This window comes from Streptomyces sp. NPDC023723, assembly GCF_040639815.1.
Taxonomy (GTDB): Bacteria; Actinomycetota; Actinomycetes; order Streptomycetales; family Streptomycetaceae; genus Streptomyces.
In genome coordinates, this window is sequence record NZ_JBFAAP010000091.1 from 1 (window position 1) to 17863 (window position 17863).

The 17863-nt window shown below is 74.7% G+C and carries 17 protein-coding genes and 2 pseudogenes; 10 read left to right on the top strand and 9 right to left on the bottom strand.

Annotation, left to right across the window (positions count from 1 at the left end; all coding sequences use genetic code 11):
* Window positions 1–95 (top strand): annotated as a pseudogene (locus AB0G32_RS39015) (SAM-dependent methyltransferase); the annotation flags it as partial.
* Window positions 96–315: 220 nt separating this feature from the next.
* Here the strand turns inward: AB0G32_RS39015 and AB0G32_RS39020 are convergent.
* Together AB0G32_RS39020 and AB0G32_RS39025 are read right to left on the bottom strand one after the other, a co-directional pair.
* Window positions 316–1359 (bottom strand): polyprenyl synthetase family protein, encoded by a 1044-nt coding sequence (locus tag AB0G32_RS39020; protein WP_361175318.1) that lies wholly within the window; start codon window positions 1357–1359, stop codon window positions 316–318.
* A 300-nt stretch (window positions 1360–1659) separates the two neighbouring features.
* Window positions 1660–1854: a hypothetical protein gene (locus AB0G32_RS39025; protein ID WP_361175321.1), complete on the bottom strand. Its 195-nt coding sequence runs from the start codon at window positions 1852–1854 to the stop codon at window positions 1660–1662.
* A 223-nt stretch (window positions 1855–2077) separates the two neighbouring features.
* On the opposite strand from AB0G32_RS39025, the gene ctaD reads away from it, so the two are divergent.
* The 3 genes from ctaD (at window position 2078) to AB0G32_RS39040 (ending at window position 4718) form a co-directional block, all read left to right on the top strand.
* On the top strand, window positions 2078–3790 hold the full coding sequence (gene ctaD, locus AB0G32_RS39030; protein ID WP_361175324.1) for a cytochrome c oxidase subunit I: 1713 nt from the start codon (window positions 2078–2080) through the stop codon (window positions 3788–3790).
* A gap of 135 nt (window positions 3791–3925) precedes the next feature.
* A complete protein-coding gene (locus AB0G32_RS39035; protein ID WP_361175327.1) occupies window positions 3926–4315 on the top strand; it encodes an SH3 domain-containing protein in 390 nt (129 codons plus the stop codon).
* Between the two features lie 37 nt (window positions 4316–4352).
* A complete protein-coding gene (locus tag AB0G32_RS39040; RefSeq protein ID WP_361175330.1) occupies window positions 4353–4718 on the top strand; it encodes a peptidase M23 in 366 nt (121 codons plus the stop codon).
* Here AB0G32_RS39040 and AB0G32_RS39045 read toward each other — a convergent pair.
* A complete protein-coding gene (locus AB0G32_RS39045) occupies window positions 4663–4965 on the bottom strand; it encodes a hypothetical protein (protein ID WP_361175333.1) in 303 nt (100 codons plus the stop codon). The genes AB0G32_RS39040 and AB0G32_RS39045 overlap by 56 nt on opposite strands.
* Before the next feature lie 226 nt (window positions 4966–5191).
* Here AB0G32_RS39045 and AB0G32_RS39050 point away from each other — a divergent pair, with 226 nt between their 5' ends.
* The gene (locus AB0G32_RS39050; protein WP_361175336.1) at window positions 5192–6373 is read left to right on the top strand and encodes a SpoIIE family protein phosphatase; all 1182 of its coding nucleotides are present in this window, start codon (window positions 5192–5194) and stop codon (window positions 6371–6373) included.
* Between the two features lie 46 nt (window positions 6374–6419).
* On the opposite strand, the gene AB0G32_RS39055 is transcribed toward AB0G32_RS39050, so the two are convergent.
* Window positions 6420–6704 carry a hypothetical protein gene (locus tag AB0G32_RS39055; RefSeq protein WP_361175339.1) on the bottom strand — a complete coding sequence of 95 codons (285 nt, stop codon included), beginning with the start codon at window positions 6702–6704 and terminating at the stop codon, window positions 6420–6422.
* A 143-nt stretch (window positions 6705–6847) separates the two neighbouring features.
* On the opposite strand from AB0G32_RS39055, the gene AB0G32_RS39060 reads away from it, so the two are divergent.
* From AB0G32_RS39060 to AB0G32_RS39070, 3 genes are read left to right on the top strand one after another with little or no spacing between them, the layout of a single operon-like run.
* Window positions 6848–7543: a nucleotidyltransferase family protein gene (locus AB0G32_RS39060; RefSeq protein ID WP_361175342.1), complete on the top strand. Its 696-nt coding sequence runs from the start codon at window positions 6848–6850 to the stop codon at window positions 7541–7543.
* A complete protein-coding gene (locus AB0G32_RS39065; protein ID WP_361175345.1) occupies window positions 7540–7788 on the top strand; it encodes a BON domain-containing protein in 249 nt (82 codons plus the stop codon). The genes AB0G32_RS39060 and AB0G32_RS39065 overlap by 4 nt, the downstream gene beginning before the upstream one ends.
* Window positions 7788–8513: a metallophosphoesterase gene (locus tag AB0G32_RS39070; protein WP_361175348.1), complete on the top strand. Its 726-nt coding sequence runs from the start codon at window positions 7788–7790 to the stop codon at window positions 8511–8513. The genes AB0G32_RS39065 and AB0G32_RS39070 overlap by 1 nt, the downstream gene beginning before the upstream one ends.
* Before the next feature lie 10 nt (window positions 8514–8523).
* Here AB0G32_RS39070 and AB0G32_RS39075 read toward each other — a convergent pair whose 3' ends face one another.
* Together AB0G32_RS39075 and AB0G32_RS39080 are read right to left on the bottom strand one after the other, a co-directional pair.
* Entirely contained in the window at window positions 8524–9171 is a 648-nt protein-coding gene (locus AB0G32_RS39075; RefSeq protein WP_361175351.1) for a GNAT family N-acetyltransferase, read from the bottom strand.
* A gap of 146 nt (window positions 9172–9317) precedes the next feature.
* Entirely contained in the window at window positions 9318–12362 is a 3045-nt protein-coding gene (locus AB0G32_RS39080) for a glycosyl hydrolase (RefSeq protein WP_361175354.1), read from the bottom strand.
* Between the two features lie 196 nt (window positions 12363–12558).
* Here AB0G32_RS39080 and AB0G32_RS39085 point away from each other — a divergent pair, with 196 nt between their 5' ends.
* The gene (locus tag AB0G32_RS39085; RefSeq protein ID WP_361175357.1) at window positions 12559–13095 is read left to right on the top strand and encodes a DoxX family protein; all 537 of its coding nucleotides are present in this window, start codon (window positions 12559–12561) and stop codon (window positions 13093–13095) included.
* 9 nt (window positions 13096–13104) lie between these two features.
* Here AB0G32_RS39085 and AB0G32_RS39090 read toward each other — a convergent pair whose 3' ends face one another.
* On the bottom strand, window positions 13105–14427 hold the full coding sequence (locus AB0G32_RS39090) for a hypothetical protein (RefSeq protein ID WP_361175366.1): 1323 nt from the start codon (window positions 14425–14427) through the stop codon (window positions 13105–13107).
* Between the two features lie 361 nt (window positions 14428–14788).
* Window positions 14789–15793 (bottom strand): NAD-dependent epimerase/dehydratase family protein, encoded by a 1005-nt coding sequence (locus AB0G32_RS39095; protein WP_361175360.1) that lies wholly within the window; start codon window positions 15791–15793, stop codon window positions 14789–14791.
* Between the two features lie 377 nt (window positions 15794–16170).
* Between AB0G32_RS39095 and AB0G32_RS39100 the strand changes: the two genes are divergently transcribed.
* A complete protein-coding gene (locus AB0G32_RS39100; protein WP_361175363.1) occupies window positions 16171–17493 on the top strand; it encodes an MFS transporter in 1323 nt (440 codons plus the stop codon).
* A 78-nt stretch (window positions 17494–17571) separates the two neighbouring features.
* On the opposite strand, the pseudogene AB0G32_RS39105 reads toward AB0G32_RS39100, so the two are convergent.
* Window positions 17572–17863: pseudogene (locus AB0G32_RS39105) on the bottom strand (hypothetical protein); the annotation flags it as partial.

Consider the following 17863-nt stretch of genomic DNA (forward strand, 5'->3'; position numbering starts at 1 on the left):
AGGACATCGCCCGCTACTGGAACAACGAGGCCAGGCCCGTCAACCTCCGCCTCGGTGACGTGGACGGGCTCTACCACCACCACTACGGCATCGGCCCGCGCGAGGGGAGCCGCGGCCGACTCGGGGATGCCGGCCGCGGCCCGCCTGCCGTACCCGGGCGCGGGAGGACGCACGCCCGGGTACGCCCCCCGGCTTCCCGGCCCCCGGGACGGGACACTCGGCCGTCCGGGTGCTCCGGGTGCTCCGGGTCGGAGAACCCGCCGAGAAAGGGCCGTCGATCGGGCCGTCGATCGGGCCCTCAGTCGGACCCTCGGATCAGGACTCGCGGTGGGTCGTCGCGCGGGCGATGTCGTGCAGCTGTCGGCACGCGGCCGGGGCCGGCCGGGTGCGGGAGAGGGCGTGCAGCGCGGCCGACCGCTGGCGCCGGGCCTCGTCCTCGGCCGCCTGCCGGCCGCCGGCCTCCTCGATCAGGTGGCGGGCCAGGTCGATGTCGGCCGCCCGCAGCGGCCGCGGGGCGCGGTACAGGTCGCGCAGCCGGGCCGCCGCCGGACCGGGGGCGGCGAGCGCGGCCACCACCGGCAGGGTCTTCTTGCCGGCGGCCAGGTCGGCGCCGACCGGTTTGCCGCTGCGCGCGCTGCGGCCCCAGATGCCCAGGATGTCGTCGGCGCACTGGAAGGCGACGCCGAGCCCGCGTCCGAACTCGCGCAGCCCGCCGACCCTGGCGGGGTCCGCGCCGGCCAGCATCCCGCCGAGCGCGCAGGCGCAGCCCATCAGCGCGCCCGTCTTGCCGGCCGCCATGGCCAGGTAGTCGGCGACCGTCACTTCGGGCGCCTTCTCGAAGGCGACGTCGCGGCTCTGGCCCTCCACCAGTTCCAGCAGGGTGCCGACCAGTTCCTGGACCGCCGCGGCGGCCTGGCCCGGCGGTACGTCGGCCAGCGCGCGCAGGGCCGTGACGAGCAGCGCGTCCCCGGTGAGCACGGCGGCCGGGGTGCCGAACAGCGACCAGGCGGCGGGGCGGTGGCGGCGCAGCGCGTCGCCATCGATGACGTCGTCGTGCAGGAGCGTGAAGTCGTGCACCAGCTCGACGGCGACCGCGCCGGGCACCGCGACGGCGGGGGCGGCCCCCATCGCCAGCGCGGACAGCAGGGTCAGCGCCGGACGCACCGCCTTGCCCCCGCCGGCCACCGCCGCGCGCGGCGCGCCGTCGGCCTCGCACCAGCCGCGGTGGTAGGCGGCCACCCGGCGCTCCGCGGCGGGCAGCGTCCGCACCGCCTCGCGCAGGGCGGGCAGCAGCGCCTCGTCGACCCAGTCCAGTCGTGGGAACCCGCTTACCGGGGACGGCCCGGTGGTCTGCGACACGTACAACTCTCCTCACGGTGGCACGAAGACGAGGGGGGCGGGGCCGCCGCCCGGTCAGTCAATCGGCTGCCGCGCCCGGCGAAGTGGCCGCGACGGTCCGCCCGGCCGAAGATCACCGGAGCAGCGCAGCCCTGTGACCATGCGGCCAGCCGACAATCGGACAACAGGGGGGCGGACGTGCGCCGGCCCCGCCGCGGGGGTGTGCGGCGGGGCCGGCTCACGAACGGTGTGGGCATCCTGGACACGCGGGGATCACCGGGCACATGGCCCCGCGCGCCGGGTGCCGGCGCCGACGGTCGGTCAGCATGGCGTGGTGGCCATGAGTTTCTCGAACGAGGCCATGCAGTCCGGGCAGTGCCGTGCCCGCTCGCCGTCGGCCGCCGCGATGCGTGCGCGCAGTTGCTGCCCGCACAACGTCGCCGCGGCCTTCTTGGCCATCACATGCCACACCAGGGCTCCGCCCGGCTTTTCCGGGCCTACGCACATCTCGTACATATCGGCCTCCCAGGTTGGACGCCGCTGTCACTCTCCAGGAGACACCGAGTCCGGCCACATCCCTACCGTGCGGGGGCCATTCGGGTGAACGGCCCGGTCGGGGCCGGGCCGGCGCCCACCCGGTGGGGAGAAAACGATCAGCCATCCGGCCCCACCCGCGTGGACGTCTGACGCGTTGTCGGAATACCGCAGGGGTACCGATGGGTCCGACCCGAGGAAGCTGATGGCGACACAGACGGAACCGCTCGCTCCGGTGCGGGCGGCAGTGCCCCGCGGCGGCGGCCGGGTGGTCATTTCCTGGCTGACCACCACCGATCACAAGAAGATCGGCCATCTCTACCTGATCACCTCGTTCGGCTTCTTCCTGATCGCGGGCGCGCTGGCGATGGTGCTGCGGGCGGAGCTGGCCCGGCCCGGGATGCAGTTGCTCTCCACCGAGCAGTACAACCAGACGTTCACCATGCACGGCGCGATCATGCTGCTGCTGTTCGCGACGCCGACCTTCGCCGGGTTCGCCAACGCGGTGATGCCGCTCCAGATCGGTTCGCCCGATGTCGCCTTCCCGCGGCTGAACATGTTCTCGTACTGGCTGTTCGCCTTCGGCGGGCTGATCGTGCTGGCCAGTTTCCTGACCCCGCAGGGCGCCGCCGACTTCGGGTGGACGGCGTACACGCCGCTGAGCGGGGCGGAGCACACCCCGTACGTGGGCGGTGATCTGTGGATCATGGGGCTGGGGCTGTCCGGGTTCGGCACGATCCTCGGCGCGGTCAACTTCATCACCACGATCGTCTGCATGCGGGCGCCGGGGATGACGATGTTCCGGATGCCGATCTTCACCTGGAACGTGCTGCTCACCTCGGTGCTGGTGCTGCTGGCCTTCCCGGTGCTGGCGGCGGCGCTGCTGGTGCTGGAGGCGGACCGGCGGTTCGGGGCGCGGGTCTTCGACCCGGCCAACGGGGGCGCGCTGCTGTGGCAGCACCTGTTCTGGTTCTTCGGCCACCCGGAGGTGTACATCCTGGCGCTGCCGTTCTTCGGGGTGGTCAGCGACATCATCCCGGTGTTCGCCCGCAAGCCGATCTTCGGTTACGCGGGGCTGGTCGGCGCGACCATCGCGATCACCGGGCTGTCGGTGGTGGTGTGGGCGCACCACATGTTCGCGACCGGTGCGGTGCTGCTGCCGTTCTTCTCCTTCATGAGCTTCCTGATCGCGGTGCCGACCGGGGTGAAGTTCTTCAACTGGATCGGCACGATGTGGCGGGGTTCGCTGTCGTTCGAGCCGCCGATGCTGTGGGCGGCCGGCTTCCTCGTGACGTTCCTCTTCGGCGGGCTGACGGGCGTGCTGCTCGCCTCTCCCCCGCTGGACTTCCACGTCACCGACAGCTACTTCGTGGTGGCCCACTTCCACTACGTGCTGTTCGGCACGATCGTCTTCGCGATGTTCGGCGGGTTCAGCTTCTGGTGGCCGAAGATGACCGGCAAGATGCTCGACCCGCGCATCGAGAAGGTGCACTTCTGGACGCTGTTCGTGGGCTTCCACACCACGTTCCTGGTGCAGCACTGGCTGGGCGCCGAGGGCATGCCGCGCCGGTACGCCGACTATCTGGCCGCCGACGGTTTCACCGCGCTGAACACCGTCTCCTCCATCGGCGCGTTCCTGCTGGGGCTGTCCACGCTGCCGTTCCTGTACAACGTGTGGCGCACGACGACGCACGGCACGCCGGTCGGGGTGGACGACCCCTGGGGGTACGGGCGTTCGCTGGAGTGGGCGACGTCCTGCCCGCCGCCCCGGCACAACTTCCACGCGCTGCCCCGCGTCCGCTCCGAGTCACCCGCCTTCGACCTGCACCATCCGGCCCTGGTCCGGCTGGACGAGAAGGAGAGCACGGGTCGGCGGGACATGATCGACGCCCCGGGGCACGAGGGCGAGCGGTCGTGAGGGTGCGGTCCGTCCGTCAGGGGGCCGAGTCCGTTCGTGGCCGCTGGATGCCCTGACTTTTCTCAGGGACACCTGGCGTCCCGGGCTCCCTACAGTGCTGAGTGACCGACCGCACTTGAGCACAGGGGGAAACACATGCCGACTCGTCCCTTCGCCAGGGCCGCGCTCCTCACGGCCGGGACGCTGATCCTGCTCGCGCCGCTCACCGCCACCACCACCGCCGCCACGGCGGCCGTGACCGCCGCCGACGCCGGGCAGCAGGACGCCCGGGTACCGGCCGCGCCGTACGCGGTCGAGCCCTACGAGACCGTCAACGTCCGCTCCGGACCCGCCCGGTCCTACGAGAAGGTCGGGTCCGTCGCGGCCGGGCAGCCGCGCGGCGCCTACTGCTGGACGCACGGCGAGACCATCACCGACAACGGCTACACCAACGACGTCTGGGTGCAGCTCCTGGAGGGCTACGTGAGCGCCGTCTACCTCAAGGGCGACGCGTACGGCGACCTGCCCGCCTCGGCGACCTGCTGACACCGCACGGACCACACACCTACCCGGGGGAAACACCATGAAGTCACTGATGCGCCGCTCCGCCACCGCGCTGGCCACCGCCGCACTGGCCGTCGGAGCACTCGCCACGACCGCCCAGGCCGCGCCCGCCGACGGCGACCCGGCCCTCACCGACGTCTACATCTGGGCCACCGACGTCAACCTGCGCGCCCGGCCGGACACCTCGTCCACCGTGCTCGCCGTCCGCTCCCGGTACTGGCTGGACGCGGTCTGCCAGACCCAGGGCCAGTACGTCGAGGACCCGGCGGTCGGCGGCAACAGCTGGTGGACGGCGGTCCAGGAGTACGCCGGCAGCGACATCGCCTGGGTCAGCAACCTGTACCTGCGCGGCGGCGAGAAGATCGCCGGGGTGCCGGACTGCTGACCGGTGCCGGCGGGCCGGCCCGGGGACGGGGCGGCCCGCCGGGCGCGACCCGCCGCAGGCTGCTGTCGAGGGCGGCGGCCACCGCGTCCCGCCCCGGGGCGCGGCGGTCGTCGAAGAAGGACAGGCGGACCGTCACCTCGCTGGTGCCGCCCTCGACGCCGGCGACCTGGAACCGGCCCGGGTAGGCACCCTCGTCGCGGGTGCCCCGTTCGAGCCGCAGCCGTTCGGGCCGGGCCCGCGGCAGCACGGCGGTGTCCGTCGGCGGGCAGGGTGCGGGAACGCCCGTACTCGGCCGGCGCGGCGCTGCTCCTCGGCTCGGCTGTCCTCCCGGCACCCCGCGGGCCCGGTCCGGCGCGGCCGATGCGTCCGGCCGGGCCCGACGGGCGGCGCCCGGCCCCCGGTGCCAGACTGGCGCGCAACGTGCCCCATCCGGCACGGCGGGCCCACTGCTCCGGACGGCCAGGGAGGACGAGGTGTCGACGTCAGAGCCGCAGGACGCGCGGCTGCACGAGTTCCTCGCCGACCCGGGGCATCTGACGATGGACCTGCCCACCGCGGTGGCCCGCTGTGCCAAGGCCCTGGGGCTCCAGCACGCCGTGGTCTACCTCGTCGACCTCCAGCAGCGGCACCTCGTCCCGCACACCGACGTGGCCACCTCGCTGCCGGTCGACGATTCGCTGGCCGGCTGGGCGTACCGGACCCAGTCGCTGCGGGTGGAGGAGGCGGAGACGGGCGGGATCACCGCGTGGCTGCCGCTGCTGGACGGCGCCGAGCGGCTCGGGGTGCTCGCCGTCAACCACCCCGCGCTCACCGCCGGGACGCTCACCCGGGCCCGGGCGCTCGCCTCGCTGCTGGCCATGATGATCACGTCGAAGCGCGCCTTCGAGGACTCCTTCGTCCGGCGTACCCGCACCGAACGGATGCAGCTCCCCTCCGAGATGCTGCGCGCCTTCCTGCCGCCGCGCACCATCGGCGACGGCACGGTGGTGTCGACCGCCGTGCTGGAACCGGCCTACGAGATCGGCGGCGACGCCTTCGACCACTCGCTGACCGAGACCACCCTGCACGTCGCGGTCCTCGACGCCATGGGGCACGACCTGGCCTCCGGTCTGACCAGCGCCGTGTCGCTGGCCGCCTGCCGCAACGCCCGGCGCACCGGCGCCGACCTGCCCGAACTGGTGCGGTCCGCCGACGAGGCGATCGCCCGGTGGCTGCCGGAGAAGTACTGCACCGCCGTCATCGCCCAGCTGGACCTGGCCACCGGGCTGCTGCGGTGGAGCAACTGCGGGCACCCGGCGCCGCTGCTGATCCGCGACGACCGGCTGCTGATGGACGCTCTGGAGCGGGAGCCCGACCCGCCGATGGGGCTGCCGTCCCAGCTGGCCGTCAAGCCGCGGCAGATCCACGAGATGCCGCTGGAGCCCGGTGACCGGGTGCTGATGTACACCGACGGGATCACCGAGGCCCGGACCCGGGAGGCCAAGCTGATGGGCCTGGAACGGTTCGCGGACTATGTCATCCGGGCGACGGCGGGCGGGGAGCTGGCACCGGAGACGCTGCGCCGCCTGATCCACTCGATCCTGGACGCGCAGGCGGACCGGCTGCGGGACGACGCGACGCTGCTGATGTTCGAGTGGCGCCCGCCGGCCCGCTGAGGGCGCCCGGACACCGGATCGGGCCGGGCGGCCGGGCGACTCCGGCTCAGACCGCGTGGCCACGTGCCCGCAGCCAGCCGTGCACCGTCTCCTTGTCCGCCGGGGTGATGCGTTCCGCACCGGCGATGTACGGGCCCTCGTCCTCGTGGAAGCCGGTGTCGGTGACGCGGGCGGTGACCCAGGTGGCCAGGTCCTGCGCGGACCGGCCGGACAGCGCGCCCCGCTCCCAGCCGGCCCGGGCCGCGCGGGCCGCGGCGGGGTCGTGCCGTTCGGTCTCCGCCAGCCACGCCGCCACCAGCCGCTCGACGGTGCGGTACTCGTCGCCGTTCATGCCGTCCGGGTGCCCCGGGGCCGGGCGCCCGTACCGCCCCGTGTCGACGGTGGTCCGCCGGGTACCCGAACGGCAGCTCGCGGCCCGGGGGGACCTCTCCCCTCGGCGGCCGCGGAACGGCCCGGTCCGGAAAGGGGACAGCGATGACGCAGCCCGCCGACGATCACGCTCTCGACCAGCGCGCCGGCGTGTCCGAACTGCGCGTGGCGGGCGAGACGGTGCCCGTCCCGGGCGCTCCGCCACCGGCGGAGACGGACCTCCCCCTCGACCGCAACCAGGCGATCCTCCAGGCCGCCAAGCAGGTCGGGGCGCTGCTGAAGAAGACCGGGCTGCCGTTCGCCCTCGCCGGCAGTGTCGCCGTCTACGCGCACGGCGGCGTCCAGAACCTCCAGCACGACGTCGACTTCTGCATCCGGCCCGAGGACGCCGACGCGGTCGCCGAGGCGCTGCGGGCGGCCGGCGTGTCCGTGTACACGCCGCCCGAGGACTGGCTGCTGAAGGCCGACTGTCTCGGCCAGCAGGTCGACCTGATCCACGCGCTCGGGCACGAACCCGTCGGCGCCGAGCTGCTGGACCGGGCCGAGGGACTGTCGGTCGACTCGGTGCTCATGCCGGTACTGTCCCCGACCGACCTGCTGCGCGGTCTGCTGGCGGCCTTCTCCGAACACCACTGCGACTTCGGTGCCGTACTGCCGATCGCCCGCACCCTGCGGGAGAAGATCGACTGGGCGCGGCTGCGCCACGACTGCGGGGCCGACCCGATGCCCGCCGCCTTCTTCTACGTCCTGGAGCGGCTGGAGATCATCCCCGCCACCCCCGCGGAGGAGGAGCGCCGATGAACGCGGAGAACGTCGAGTACCGGGTCGCCCACCTGCACGACCGGCTGGCCGCCGAGGAACTGGGCGAGCTGGGCGTACGGGCCGAGGTCCGGGCCGGGGCGGTGGTGGTCACCGGGACGGTGCCCTCCGCCCAGTGCCGCGCGACCCTGCTGCGGGTGGTCGAGGAGGAGCTGGCCGGGCTGACCGTGCACAGCGACATCGTGGTGGCCGAGACCGCCGGCCCCGACCGTGCCGAGGAGCTGTGATGATCCGTGTCGCCGCCGTCGGAGACATCCACATGGGCCTGGACAGCCAGGGGCTGCTGCGGCCCGCCTTCGAGACCCTGCCCGACTGTGCCGATCTGCTGCTGCTCGCCGGCGACCTGACCCGGCACGGCACGCCGGAGGAGATGGACGTGGTGGCCCGCGAGGTCAGGGACCTGCCGGTGCCGGTGGTGGCCGTGCTCGGCAACCACGACCACCACGACGAGCAGCCCGAGAAGGTGACCGAGATCCTCCGGACGGCCGGGGTGACGGTCCTGGAGGGCGAGGGCGCGGTGGTCGACTGCGCGGGTACCCGGGTCGGGGTCGCCGGGACGAAAGGGTTCGGCGGGGGGTTCGTCGGGCGCAGCGCCGGGGAGTTCGGCGAGCCGGTGATGAAGGAGTTCGTCCGCACCACCCGGCGCAGCGCGGACGCCCTGTGTGCCGCGCTGAAGGACCTGGACGGCCAGGAGTGCGCGGCGCGGATCGCGCTGACCCACTTCTCCCCCGTCGCCGACACGCTGGCCGGCGAGCCGCTGGAGATCTACCCGTTCCTCGGCAGCTACCTGCTGGCCGAGGCCATCGACACGGCGGGCGCCGACCTCGCGGTGCACGGGCACGCGCACATGGGCTCGGAGCACGGGATGACGGCGGGCGGGGTGCGGGTGCGCAACGTCGCCCAGCCGGTCATCAAACGGGCGTTCAACGTCTATCAGCTGGCCCTGGGCTGACCGTTCGAAGTCATCCGGAGGTTTTCGGGTCCGCGTCCGTGCCGCGCCCGAGCGCCGCGGTGTCCGCCCCGAACGAGGGCACGTCGATCGCGTGGAAGCCCAGCCGGTCGTAGAAGGCCCGGGCCGGGGTGTTGGCCGTCGCCATCACCAAGTGGACGGCGGGCACCCCCTGTTCCCGCAGCGCCCGCAGGAACGTGTGCATCAGGGCCCGCCCGTGGCCGCGGCCCTGCCACTCGGGCAGCAGGTCGATGTGCAGGTGGGCCGGGTAGGCGGCCAGTTCGGGCACGACCATCCGCTCGGGGCGGTGCAGCAGCTGGGCGATCACCTCGTCCGGGGAGCCGGGGGTGCCCGCGGGCGCCGGGTAGCGGCCGGCCACCGCGGGCAGCCACCGGGTGCGGAAGTCGGCGGCGAAGCGCGGGGTGTCGGCGGTGCCGAGGACGTAGCCGACGGCGTGGCCCGCCCCGTCGTCCAGCACGAAGGTCAGGCCGGGCTCCAGGTGGGCGTACGGGGCGGCGAAGGTCGCGGGCAGGACACCGGGGTCGGTGTAGTGCGGACGGCTGTCCTGGCCGTTGTGTCCGGTGCGGACGCAGATGTCGTCCAGGGCCGCGGCGTCCTCGGGACGGTACGGGCGTACGGTGGCGGTGGCAGTCGAGGTCACCGCTGTATGGTGCCCCGTTGGGAGCGCTCCCACAACCCTTGCCCTTCAGCCGTCGGCGGACGGTCACCCGCCCCCGCCGGGGAGCCGGAACCGGCGGGAGAGCGGCGCCCATGGAAGGGGCCGCTCTCCCGCCGGGCCGGTGACCGTCAGCCCACCACCGTCTGGACGTACGGCACCAGGCGGACCGGTCCGACCAGGCCGTAGTCCTGCCGGGCGGAGGTGCCGAACACGTCCGGGCGGGCCACCCTCAGGCGGTTGATGAGCGGGGTGGCGACCTCGATCTCCAGGGTGTTGCGGCCGCGCTTCAGGTACGGGCCGAGGTCGGCGACGGGGTGCAGGCGGTCCACCGGGGCCGTCCGGGTGCCGTTGACGGTGACCCGGAAGGTGTCGCTGACCTGCCCGAGTTCCAGATGGGCGCCGTGCGAGGCGTCCCAGTCGGCGGGCAGCGTGACCGTGGTGCGGTAGCGGCCGACGCCGGCCGAGTCGGCCAGTTCGGGGATCTGCGACCAGGGCAGCAGCGTGTCCAGTCGCACCGTGCGGCGCACGGTCTCGGTGCGGGTCGCGGTGGCGCCGGGGAGCCGGTCCTCGACCTCCAGGGTCCAGGCCGCGGGCGTGATCGGCGCGGGCACCTCTCGGACCACGGTGGTGACCGCGCGGCCCCGCGACAGCCGGGTGGTGTAGGTGCCCGCCGCGGTGGTGCGCACGGCCAGGCCCTTGGTGGTGAACAGCGCCTCGTCCGCGTCCGTGGCCACGGCGTACGGGCGGTTGCCGGCGCGGTCCCCGAACAGTCCCGGGCGGCCCAGCGCGACGATGGTGGCCTGGCCGGGCTGGAGGGTGACGCGGACGGTGACCTCGTCGCCGTCCTCGGTGTACCGGGCCAGCCGGACGGCCTCGCCGGTCCACGGGTCCAGCAGGTACGGCACGGTGCCGGCGCGCAGGGTGCGGCGCAGGGTCACGTCGTGGTCGATGGCGGCCACCGCGGGCTTCACGGTCTCGGCGTGCTTGCCGTTGACGAGGTAGTAGAAGTCCGCGTCGTCCGTGACCCGGTGGGCGTTCAGGAGCGTGGAGGAGACGGCGTGGCGCACGTCGGGGGTGACACCGAGGCCGGTGAGGGCGTCGCCGACGGCGGCCTTGTCGGTGACCTGGGCGACGTGCGGCAGGGCGAGCAGCCGGGCGAGGACGTCGCGCAGCCGCTCCGTCTCGCCGTCGGCCGGGACGCCCGGGGTCAGTGCCTGGTCGAAGGCGCCGAGCAGCACGACCGGCAGCCCCTTCCCGGCCAGCGCGAGCAGCTTGCGGGCGTCGGCGAGGGCCAGCGTGGGGGTGGAGGAGTAGAAGAAGTCGCCCTCGACGAAGAGCGCCTTGTAGGCGGGGCCGTCGGGGGCGAGCCGGCCGTCCTTGACGGTGGCGGCGGGCAGGTCGAGGAGCGGGCCGCTGAGGAACTGGTGGGTCCAGCCGAGCGGGACGCCGGTGGCGGTGAACCAGGAGGCGCCGATGCCGGTGGCGGTGTAGCCGGTCTGCCGGAAGACGGCGACGTCGGCCCGGGTGACACCGGACTGCAGGACGCGGTGCACCCGGCCCAGGTAGCCGGCGATGTCCGGCAGGTGGTCCCAGGTGGGCTGGCGCGGGCCCCAGGACTCGCCGTAGCCGGGGGCGCCGTTGTAGGGGCTGAAAGCGGCGAAGCCGGGCCAGGCGGCGCCGGGGACGGTGGCGTAGGAGAAGCCGTGCACGACGGTCTGGTTGACACCGGCCGCGTAGGCGCCGCCCATCGTGCGCAGGAACCGGTCCCAGGTGGTGCTGTACGCCGACCCGTTGTAGGCGCCCGCCTCGCAGGAGAGCACGGTGTGGCCGGCCAGGTCGCGGCCGCCGGCCAGGCAGCGGTAGTCGTCGAGGTTCTTGAAGCCGAGCGACTCGCCCTCGGCGATGTCGAGGATCGTCGCGGTGGCGATGGCGTCGGTCTGCAGGCCGTAGGGCTGGGCGCGCAGCCGCATGCCGAGGGAGTGCGCCCAGTCGCGCAGGGCGGTGACGTGGTGGCGGTTGAAGAGGTGGGAGACGGTCTCCCAGAAGTCGTGCCGGATCTGCCGGGTCTGCTGGGCCTCGAAGGCGAACACCTGGTTGCTGTCGTCCAGGACGAGGGCGGGCAGGTACGGCAGCAGCGGGCGGCCGTGCTGCTCCTCGAACGCCTCGGGCAGCTCGGGCGTCCAGACCAGGCCGTCGGTCTCCAGTTCGACCGAGTCCTCGAAGAAGGCGCCGCCCGCCGCCTTCAGCAGCTTGCGCAGGGCGGGGGTGAGGAGGTTCCGCTCCCAGTACTCGGTGACCGCCCGGGTGCCGGCCGCGCTGAAGTGGTCGACGACGAGGGCGGCGGGCGCGGAGTGCGGGCCGGACTCGGGCTGCTGGCCCGAGCCGCGCCGCCAGTAGGAGATCAGCACGTACTCGCCGTCGGCGGGCGCCGTCCAGGTCAAGGCGGAGTCGGTGACGGTGGCGGTGAGGTCCTGGACGGAGGCGAGGTCGAGGCCGGTCTCCTTGCGGGTGGAGTTGGCCGGGTTCACCCGGGCGGCCTGGACGGCGACGAGGGTCTGCTTCGTGACGCCGGAGGCCGCCTCGTGCACGGGCGCCGGGACCGGGCCCCGGTAGGTGGTGCCGGCCGGCACCGAGGCGCGGCCGTGGGCGAGTTCCTGGACGGCGGCCGGGTCGTCGGGGGTGACGCCGGGGACGGCGGTCGGCCAGCTCGGGCCGAGCGTGATGTCGACGGTGAGGCCGCGCCGCACGGCCCGGCGCAGGGCCGCCTCCACACCGTCCCGCCAGGGTCTGCTCCCCCACCCGTGGTGGGCGGTGTCCAGCACCGACTTGTCGGTGACGCTGTGGTGGACGGCGGAGATCTCCACACCGCCGAAGCCGGCGTCGGCGATCTGGTCGATCTCCCGGGCGATCTCGTCGGTGTCGACCAGACCGTCCGGCCACCACCAGCGGAACTTGGGGCGCACCGACCGCGGCGGCTCGGCGAACCAGGCGGCGCCGGGGGCCTGGCCGGCGGACGCGGACCGGGTGCTCGCGGCCGCGCCGCTCGGTGACTGCGCGGAGGCGGCGGGGGCTCCGACGGCGGCGCCCACGGCGGCGGCGACACCGGTGCCGAGACCGGCGGCGAGGACACGGCGGCGCGGCATTGCGGAGCGCGGCCCGTTGAGTTCGTGCATGGTGCGTCCCTCGACTCGTTCTAAGGTCTGAAACGTTTCAATCACGTATCAGTGCGGGAACGCTAAGTGGCCGCTCCGGACCGGGTCAAGATCCGTGCACGAGGTTGTTGTTCCGTCGGTGCCGGGCGCCGATTGGTGCGGACCGGGCGGGGAACCCGGCGACGGCCACAGGAGCACCTCACGTCTGGAGCACACCATGAGCCTTCTGCGCCTGGCCGGCCGGCCGATGCTGGCCTCGATGTTCGTCACCGGCGGCCTGCACTCCCTGCGCAGCCCGAAAGACGTCGCCCCGGCGGCCGAACCCGTGGTGCGTCCGGTGGCGGACCGGGTGAGCGCGCTGCCGGACGGCACCGAGCAACTGGTGCGGATCAACGGGGCGGTCCAGGTGGCGGGCGGCATCATGCTGGGGCTGGGCCGCTGTCCCCGGCTGGCGGCGCTGGCCCTGGCCGCGACGCTGGTCCCCACCACGCTGGCGGGTCACCGCTTCTGGGAGGAGGACGATCCGTCCGCCCGCGCCCAGCAGCGCATCCACTTCTTCAAGAACCTCTCCATGCTGGGCGGGCTGCTGATCGCGGCCGACGACACCGGTGCCGCCCCCTCGCTGCTGTGGCGCGGCCGGCACGCCGCGAAGGACCTGCGGCGCGACGCCCACCTGGTGCACCGCTCGGTGACGGCGACGGCGGGCCCGGCCTCCACGGCGGGCGGGGTGCTGGCCAAGCTCGGGCGGCACTGACCGGCCGGGTCAGCGCGGCGAGGTGCTCAGCAGGTCGAGGGTGAGGGCGGCGGTCCAGGAGAAGTGCCGGGCGCCGCGGGCCGCGCCGGTGACCGGATCGACGTACTCGGCGAACCGGGACCGGCCGGCCTCGGTGAGGAAACCCCGCCGCAGGCGTGCGGCGTCCGCGTCCAGGCCGTGGGTGCGCAGTCCCCGGTGGATCAGCCAGGCCGTGTTGAACCAGGCGGGGCCGCGCCAGTAGCGCTGCGGGTCGAAGGCCGGGCCGGTGAGGTCGTAGCTGGGGACCAGCCGGGTGGCGGGGGCGGCGAAGCCCGGTCCGGTCAGGGTGCGGCGCAGGGCGCCGGTCACGTCGGCCGGCAGGTCCGGGACGAGCAGCGGGACCAGGCCGGTGACGGCGCGCTCGTCGACCAGGGTGTCGGTGCCGAGGTCGCGGACCCGGAAGAGGCCGGCCCCGGCGTCCCAGAGCCGGGCGACCAGGTTCCGGGTGAGGGCGGCGGCGCGGGCGGTGTGCGGGGCGTCGGCGCGGCCGAGGGCGCGGGCCATGGCGGCGAGGGCGTGTTCGCCGACGGCCAGCAGGGCGTTGAAGCAGGGGTCCTCGACGGCGAAGGCGGGCCGGGCGGCGCGGTCGTCGTAGCCGGCCTCGCGGTAGTCGGCCGCGAGGCGGACGTAGCGGCCGTAGTCGAGGTCGGTGGGCCGGTCGTGGGGGTGGCCGTGGGCGAGGTCGGCGCGCCGGAAGGTGCCCGGCGGGGCAGGCTCGACCCGGGCCAGGGCGCGGTCCCAGCAGGGGCTGTTGTCGGTGCCGGGCTCCCAGGGGTGGACGACCGCCGCGAGTCCGCCGCCGCCGAGGTCGCGGCGGGTGAGCAGGTAGTCGTGCCAGGCGGTGAGCCGCGGGTAGGCGTGGGCGAGGAAACCGCGGCGGTGCGACTCGGCCGGGTCCGCCACGTGCACCAGCCAGGCGGCCAGGGCGTGCACCGGGGGCTGGACGATGCCCGAGGTCTCCGGGGCGGCGGGGGCACCGGCCGGCCGGCCGGCCCGGGAGGAGCGCCAGAAGTCCGGGCTGGGGAAGTAGGCGTCCTCGGGCACGGCCGGGTTGAACACGATGTGCGGGATACGGCCGTCCGCCCACTGCGCGGCCAGCAGCGACTCCAGTTCGCGCTGGGCGCGGTCGGCGCGGAGGTGGCGCAGCCCGATGGCGACGAACGCCGAGTCCCAGCTCCACTGGTGCGGATAGAGGGTGCGGGAGGGGACGGTGGAGGCACCCGTCCAGTTGTCGGCGAGGACCCGCGCGGCCCCGCGCCGCAGGGCCGGGGCCGGGACACCGGCCCGGTCCAGGAGGGCCGCGACGCGCCGGTCCCCGGTCCCGTTCGGCGCGACGGCTTCCGGCTGAGCGGGGCGGGTGATGTGAACGACGCGTTCCACGGATGACTCCGGTGTGTTACGGATGTGGTTGCGTCGACAATATCCCCAACTTAAGTCGTGTCAACACGCAAAACTGGTGACGTGATGTCTTACGGATGCGCGTAACGGAAGGGCAGTTGCTCCGCGGGCCGGAGGACGCGGTGATCAGCGGGCCTGCGGCGGAGTGCGGAACGTCCGCGAAGGCCCGCGGTGTGGTGCGGGCGCCTTGGGAGGGGCCGTCGTTCGGGGTGCGGCGGACGCTGCCGAGGGGGTTGTCGTACGGGCGGCCGGCGCCTCACGCCCACCGCCGCTCGCCGCCGCGCACCGCGGTGGCCGGCACCGGTTCGGGCCGTTCGGTGTGGGCGGCGACGGTGCGCGCGAGGCCCTCCTGCCAGGTCACGCCGGGCATCCAGCCGAAGATCTCCCGGGCGAAGCCGGTCACCGGGCGGGGCTGCGCGGGGCCGTCGGGCGGCCCGCCGGTGCAGGTCAGGGGCGCGTCCGAGCCGGTCAGCTCGATGATCCGGCGGGCGATCTCGCGTTCCGTGGGCGCCTCGTCGCCGCCGAGGTCCACCGGCCGTACCGACCGGCCGGCCGCGACCAGCAGGATGCCGTCGACCATGTCGTCGACGTAGCACAGCGAGTGCCTGCGGCTGCCGTCCCCGGCGACGGTGACCGGGCGGCCCGCCAGGGCCTGGCCGAGGAAGGTGCCCGGCACTCCGCCGCCGTCCGTGCGCATTCCGGGCCCGCACGCGGTGAACAGCCGCACGATGCCGGCGTTCGAGCCGGGGACGCCCGCCCGCGCGGCGACCAGGGCCTCGGCGAACCGGACCGCCTCGGCGTACGCGCCGTGCGCCGAGAAGGGGTCGTCGGGGCCGGGGCCCGGGGCCGGTGGCGCGGAGGCCAGCAGGAACCGGGCGCCGTCCCGGGCGGCGACGGCCAGTGCGGCGCGGGTGCCCGCGCTCGTGGCGTCCAGCAGGTCCAGCGGCCGGTCCGGCCAGGCCGCCGGGCAGCCGGGGCCGGCCAGGTGCAGGACCAGGTCGTAGGGTCCGGCGAGGGCGTCCGGCAGTCCGGGGTCCGCGACGTCCCGTTCCAGGAACCGGAACCCGGAGCGGCCCGCGAGGTGGGCCACCTTCTCGGCCCGGCCGGTCGAGAGATCGTCCAGGCAGTCGACCTCGGCACCCGAATCCAGCAGCCGGGTGCACAGGTGTGCGCCGAGGAACCCCGCACCCCCGGTCACCAGGGCGCGGTCCCAGGGGGCCCGGGCCTCGGTCTTCGTGGCGAACGCCGCCATCGGCATCATGAGGAGACCTTCCTTCCTCCGCGCAGCGCTGACGACCGGGCCCCGAGTGCCCCACCGAGTCGTCTCCATGCTCCGACGCCTGCCGCGCCCCACGCGGCACAGGAGTCAGCGGAGGCGTCCGGCCCTCCCGCCCCCAACGGCCGGCCGCCTGTGATCAACCACACTCACCGGGCCAAGTGCCGGGCGGGCCCGCCGGGTTGCCGGAACGCACAGCAACCCGGCGGGCCGCTCCGGCACCGACCGACCGTCCTCCTCTGCCACCATGGTCGGCGCCGTACTCCGGCCTTGTGGAGCACCGACCGCGCAGCGAAGCCGGCGACCTCGCTCCGGTCCCCCTCCCCCACCGGGTCCCGCCCGGCCTTCCCGAGTGACGCAACGTGCCTTCCTCCGCTTCTTCCCCGCCCCCGTCCCGTTCCCCGTGGCGGGCCCTGCGCCACCGCGGCATGCGCTGGTGGTCGCTCGCGAACTTCGTGTCGAACGCCGGTACGTGGATGCAGCTCACGGTGCAGAACCTGCTGGTCCTCCAGATCACCGGGTCCGCCGCCGCGACCGGCCTGTCCATGTCCGTGCAGGCCGCGCCCGCCCTGCTGATCAGCGTCTTCGGCGGTGCCGCCGTCGACCGCTGGCCGCGCCGGGTGACGGCCGCCGTCAGCCAGGCGCTGCTCGGCTCCATCGCCTTCACCACGGCCGTCCTGGTGGCCCTGGACCGGCTCGACATGACGTCGCTGATGGTGCTGGCCGCCGTGACCGGTGTCATCGCCACCGTCGACGGTCCGGCCTGCGCCCTGCTGGGCAACGACCTGGTCCCGGCCGCGGACCTGCCCTCCGCGATCGGGGTGGGCGCCCTGGTGCACCAGGCGGGCCGGCTCACCGGTGCCGCGCTGGCCGGGGTCGCCGTCGGCTTCCTGGGCACGGCCGCGGCCTACGCGGCCAACGGGGTGTCGTTCGTGTTCGTGGCCTCCGTCATCCCGTTCCTGCGTCCGGTGCGCGGGGCGGCGGCGCGGGCCGGAGCGGGCGGGAAGCCGTCCCGGCGCCCTGCCGCCGGGCCCGGCCTGAGCGTGCGCGAGGGGCTGGCCTTCTTCGCCCGGCGGCCCCGGCTGCTGGCGCTGGCCGGTGTCACCGGGATCAGCGCGGTCTTCGGGCGGAACTACCAGCTCACCCTGGCCGTGCTGGTCACCGGGCCGCTCGCGGGCGGCGCCGGGTCGTTCGGCACGGTCTCCACCGTGCTCGCGGCCGGCGGCATCGTCGGCGCGGTGCTGGGTGCCCGGCTGCGGCGGCCCTCGGTGCGGCTGGTGGGCGCGCTGGCGGCGGCCGGCGGACTGCTCCAGATGGTGGCGGGAGTGGCGCCGTCGATGGCCGTGCTGCTGGTCATGGTGCTGCCGATGGCGGTGGTGGAGTCGGTCTCCGACACGGCCGCCACGGCGGTCCTCCAGACCGACCCGCCCGCCCGCCTGCGGGGCCGGGTGCTCGGTGTGTGGAGCAGCGTCGGCACGGTGTGGAGCCTCGGCGGTCCGCCGGCGCTCGGCCTGCTGATGGAGCTGGCCGGCGCGCGGGGCGCCCTGGTGACGGGCGGTCTCCTCATCGCCGCCGCGATCGGCGCGGGCCACCTGCTGCGCGGGCGGCGCGGGCCCGTGCCGGTGCCGGTACGCGCCGACACCGTCGAGGCCCCGGCCCGGCCGGTCCTGACCCCGGCCGCCTGACCGCACCACGGCGGCGCGGGACGTGGCTCCCGCACGGCGCAGGCGACCGCGGTCGGCGGCGGGCCGGTCCGCCGCCGCTCAGGCGGCCGGTGCCGAGCCCGTGGACAGGCGGGACAGCAGCCGCGCGCGGTGCAGGCCGGCGACGGGGGCGAGCAGATCGGGGTGGCGCAGCAGAGCCGCCGCCCGGCGGTCGGCGGCATCGGGAGCGAGCAGCCGCCGGTACTCCGCGGGCGGGACGGCGGGCACGGCACGACCGCCGGTGAGCGATGTGACGACGTGATCCCCGGCGGCCTCGGCCGGGACCACGCCCGAGTCCGCCGACGCCGCGCGACCGTCGGCCCGCCCGGCCGCCGGCGCGGTACCTCCGTCG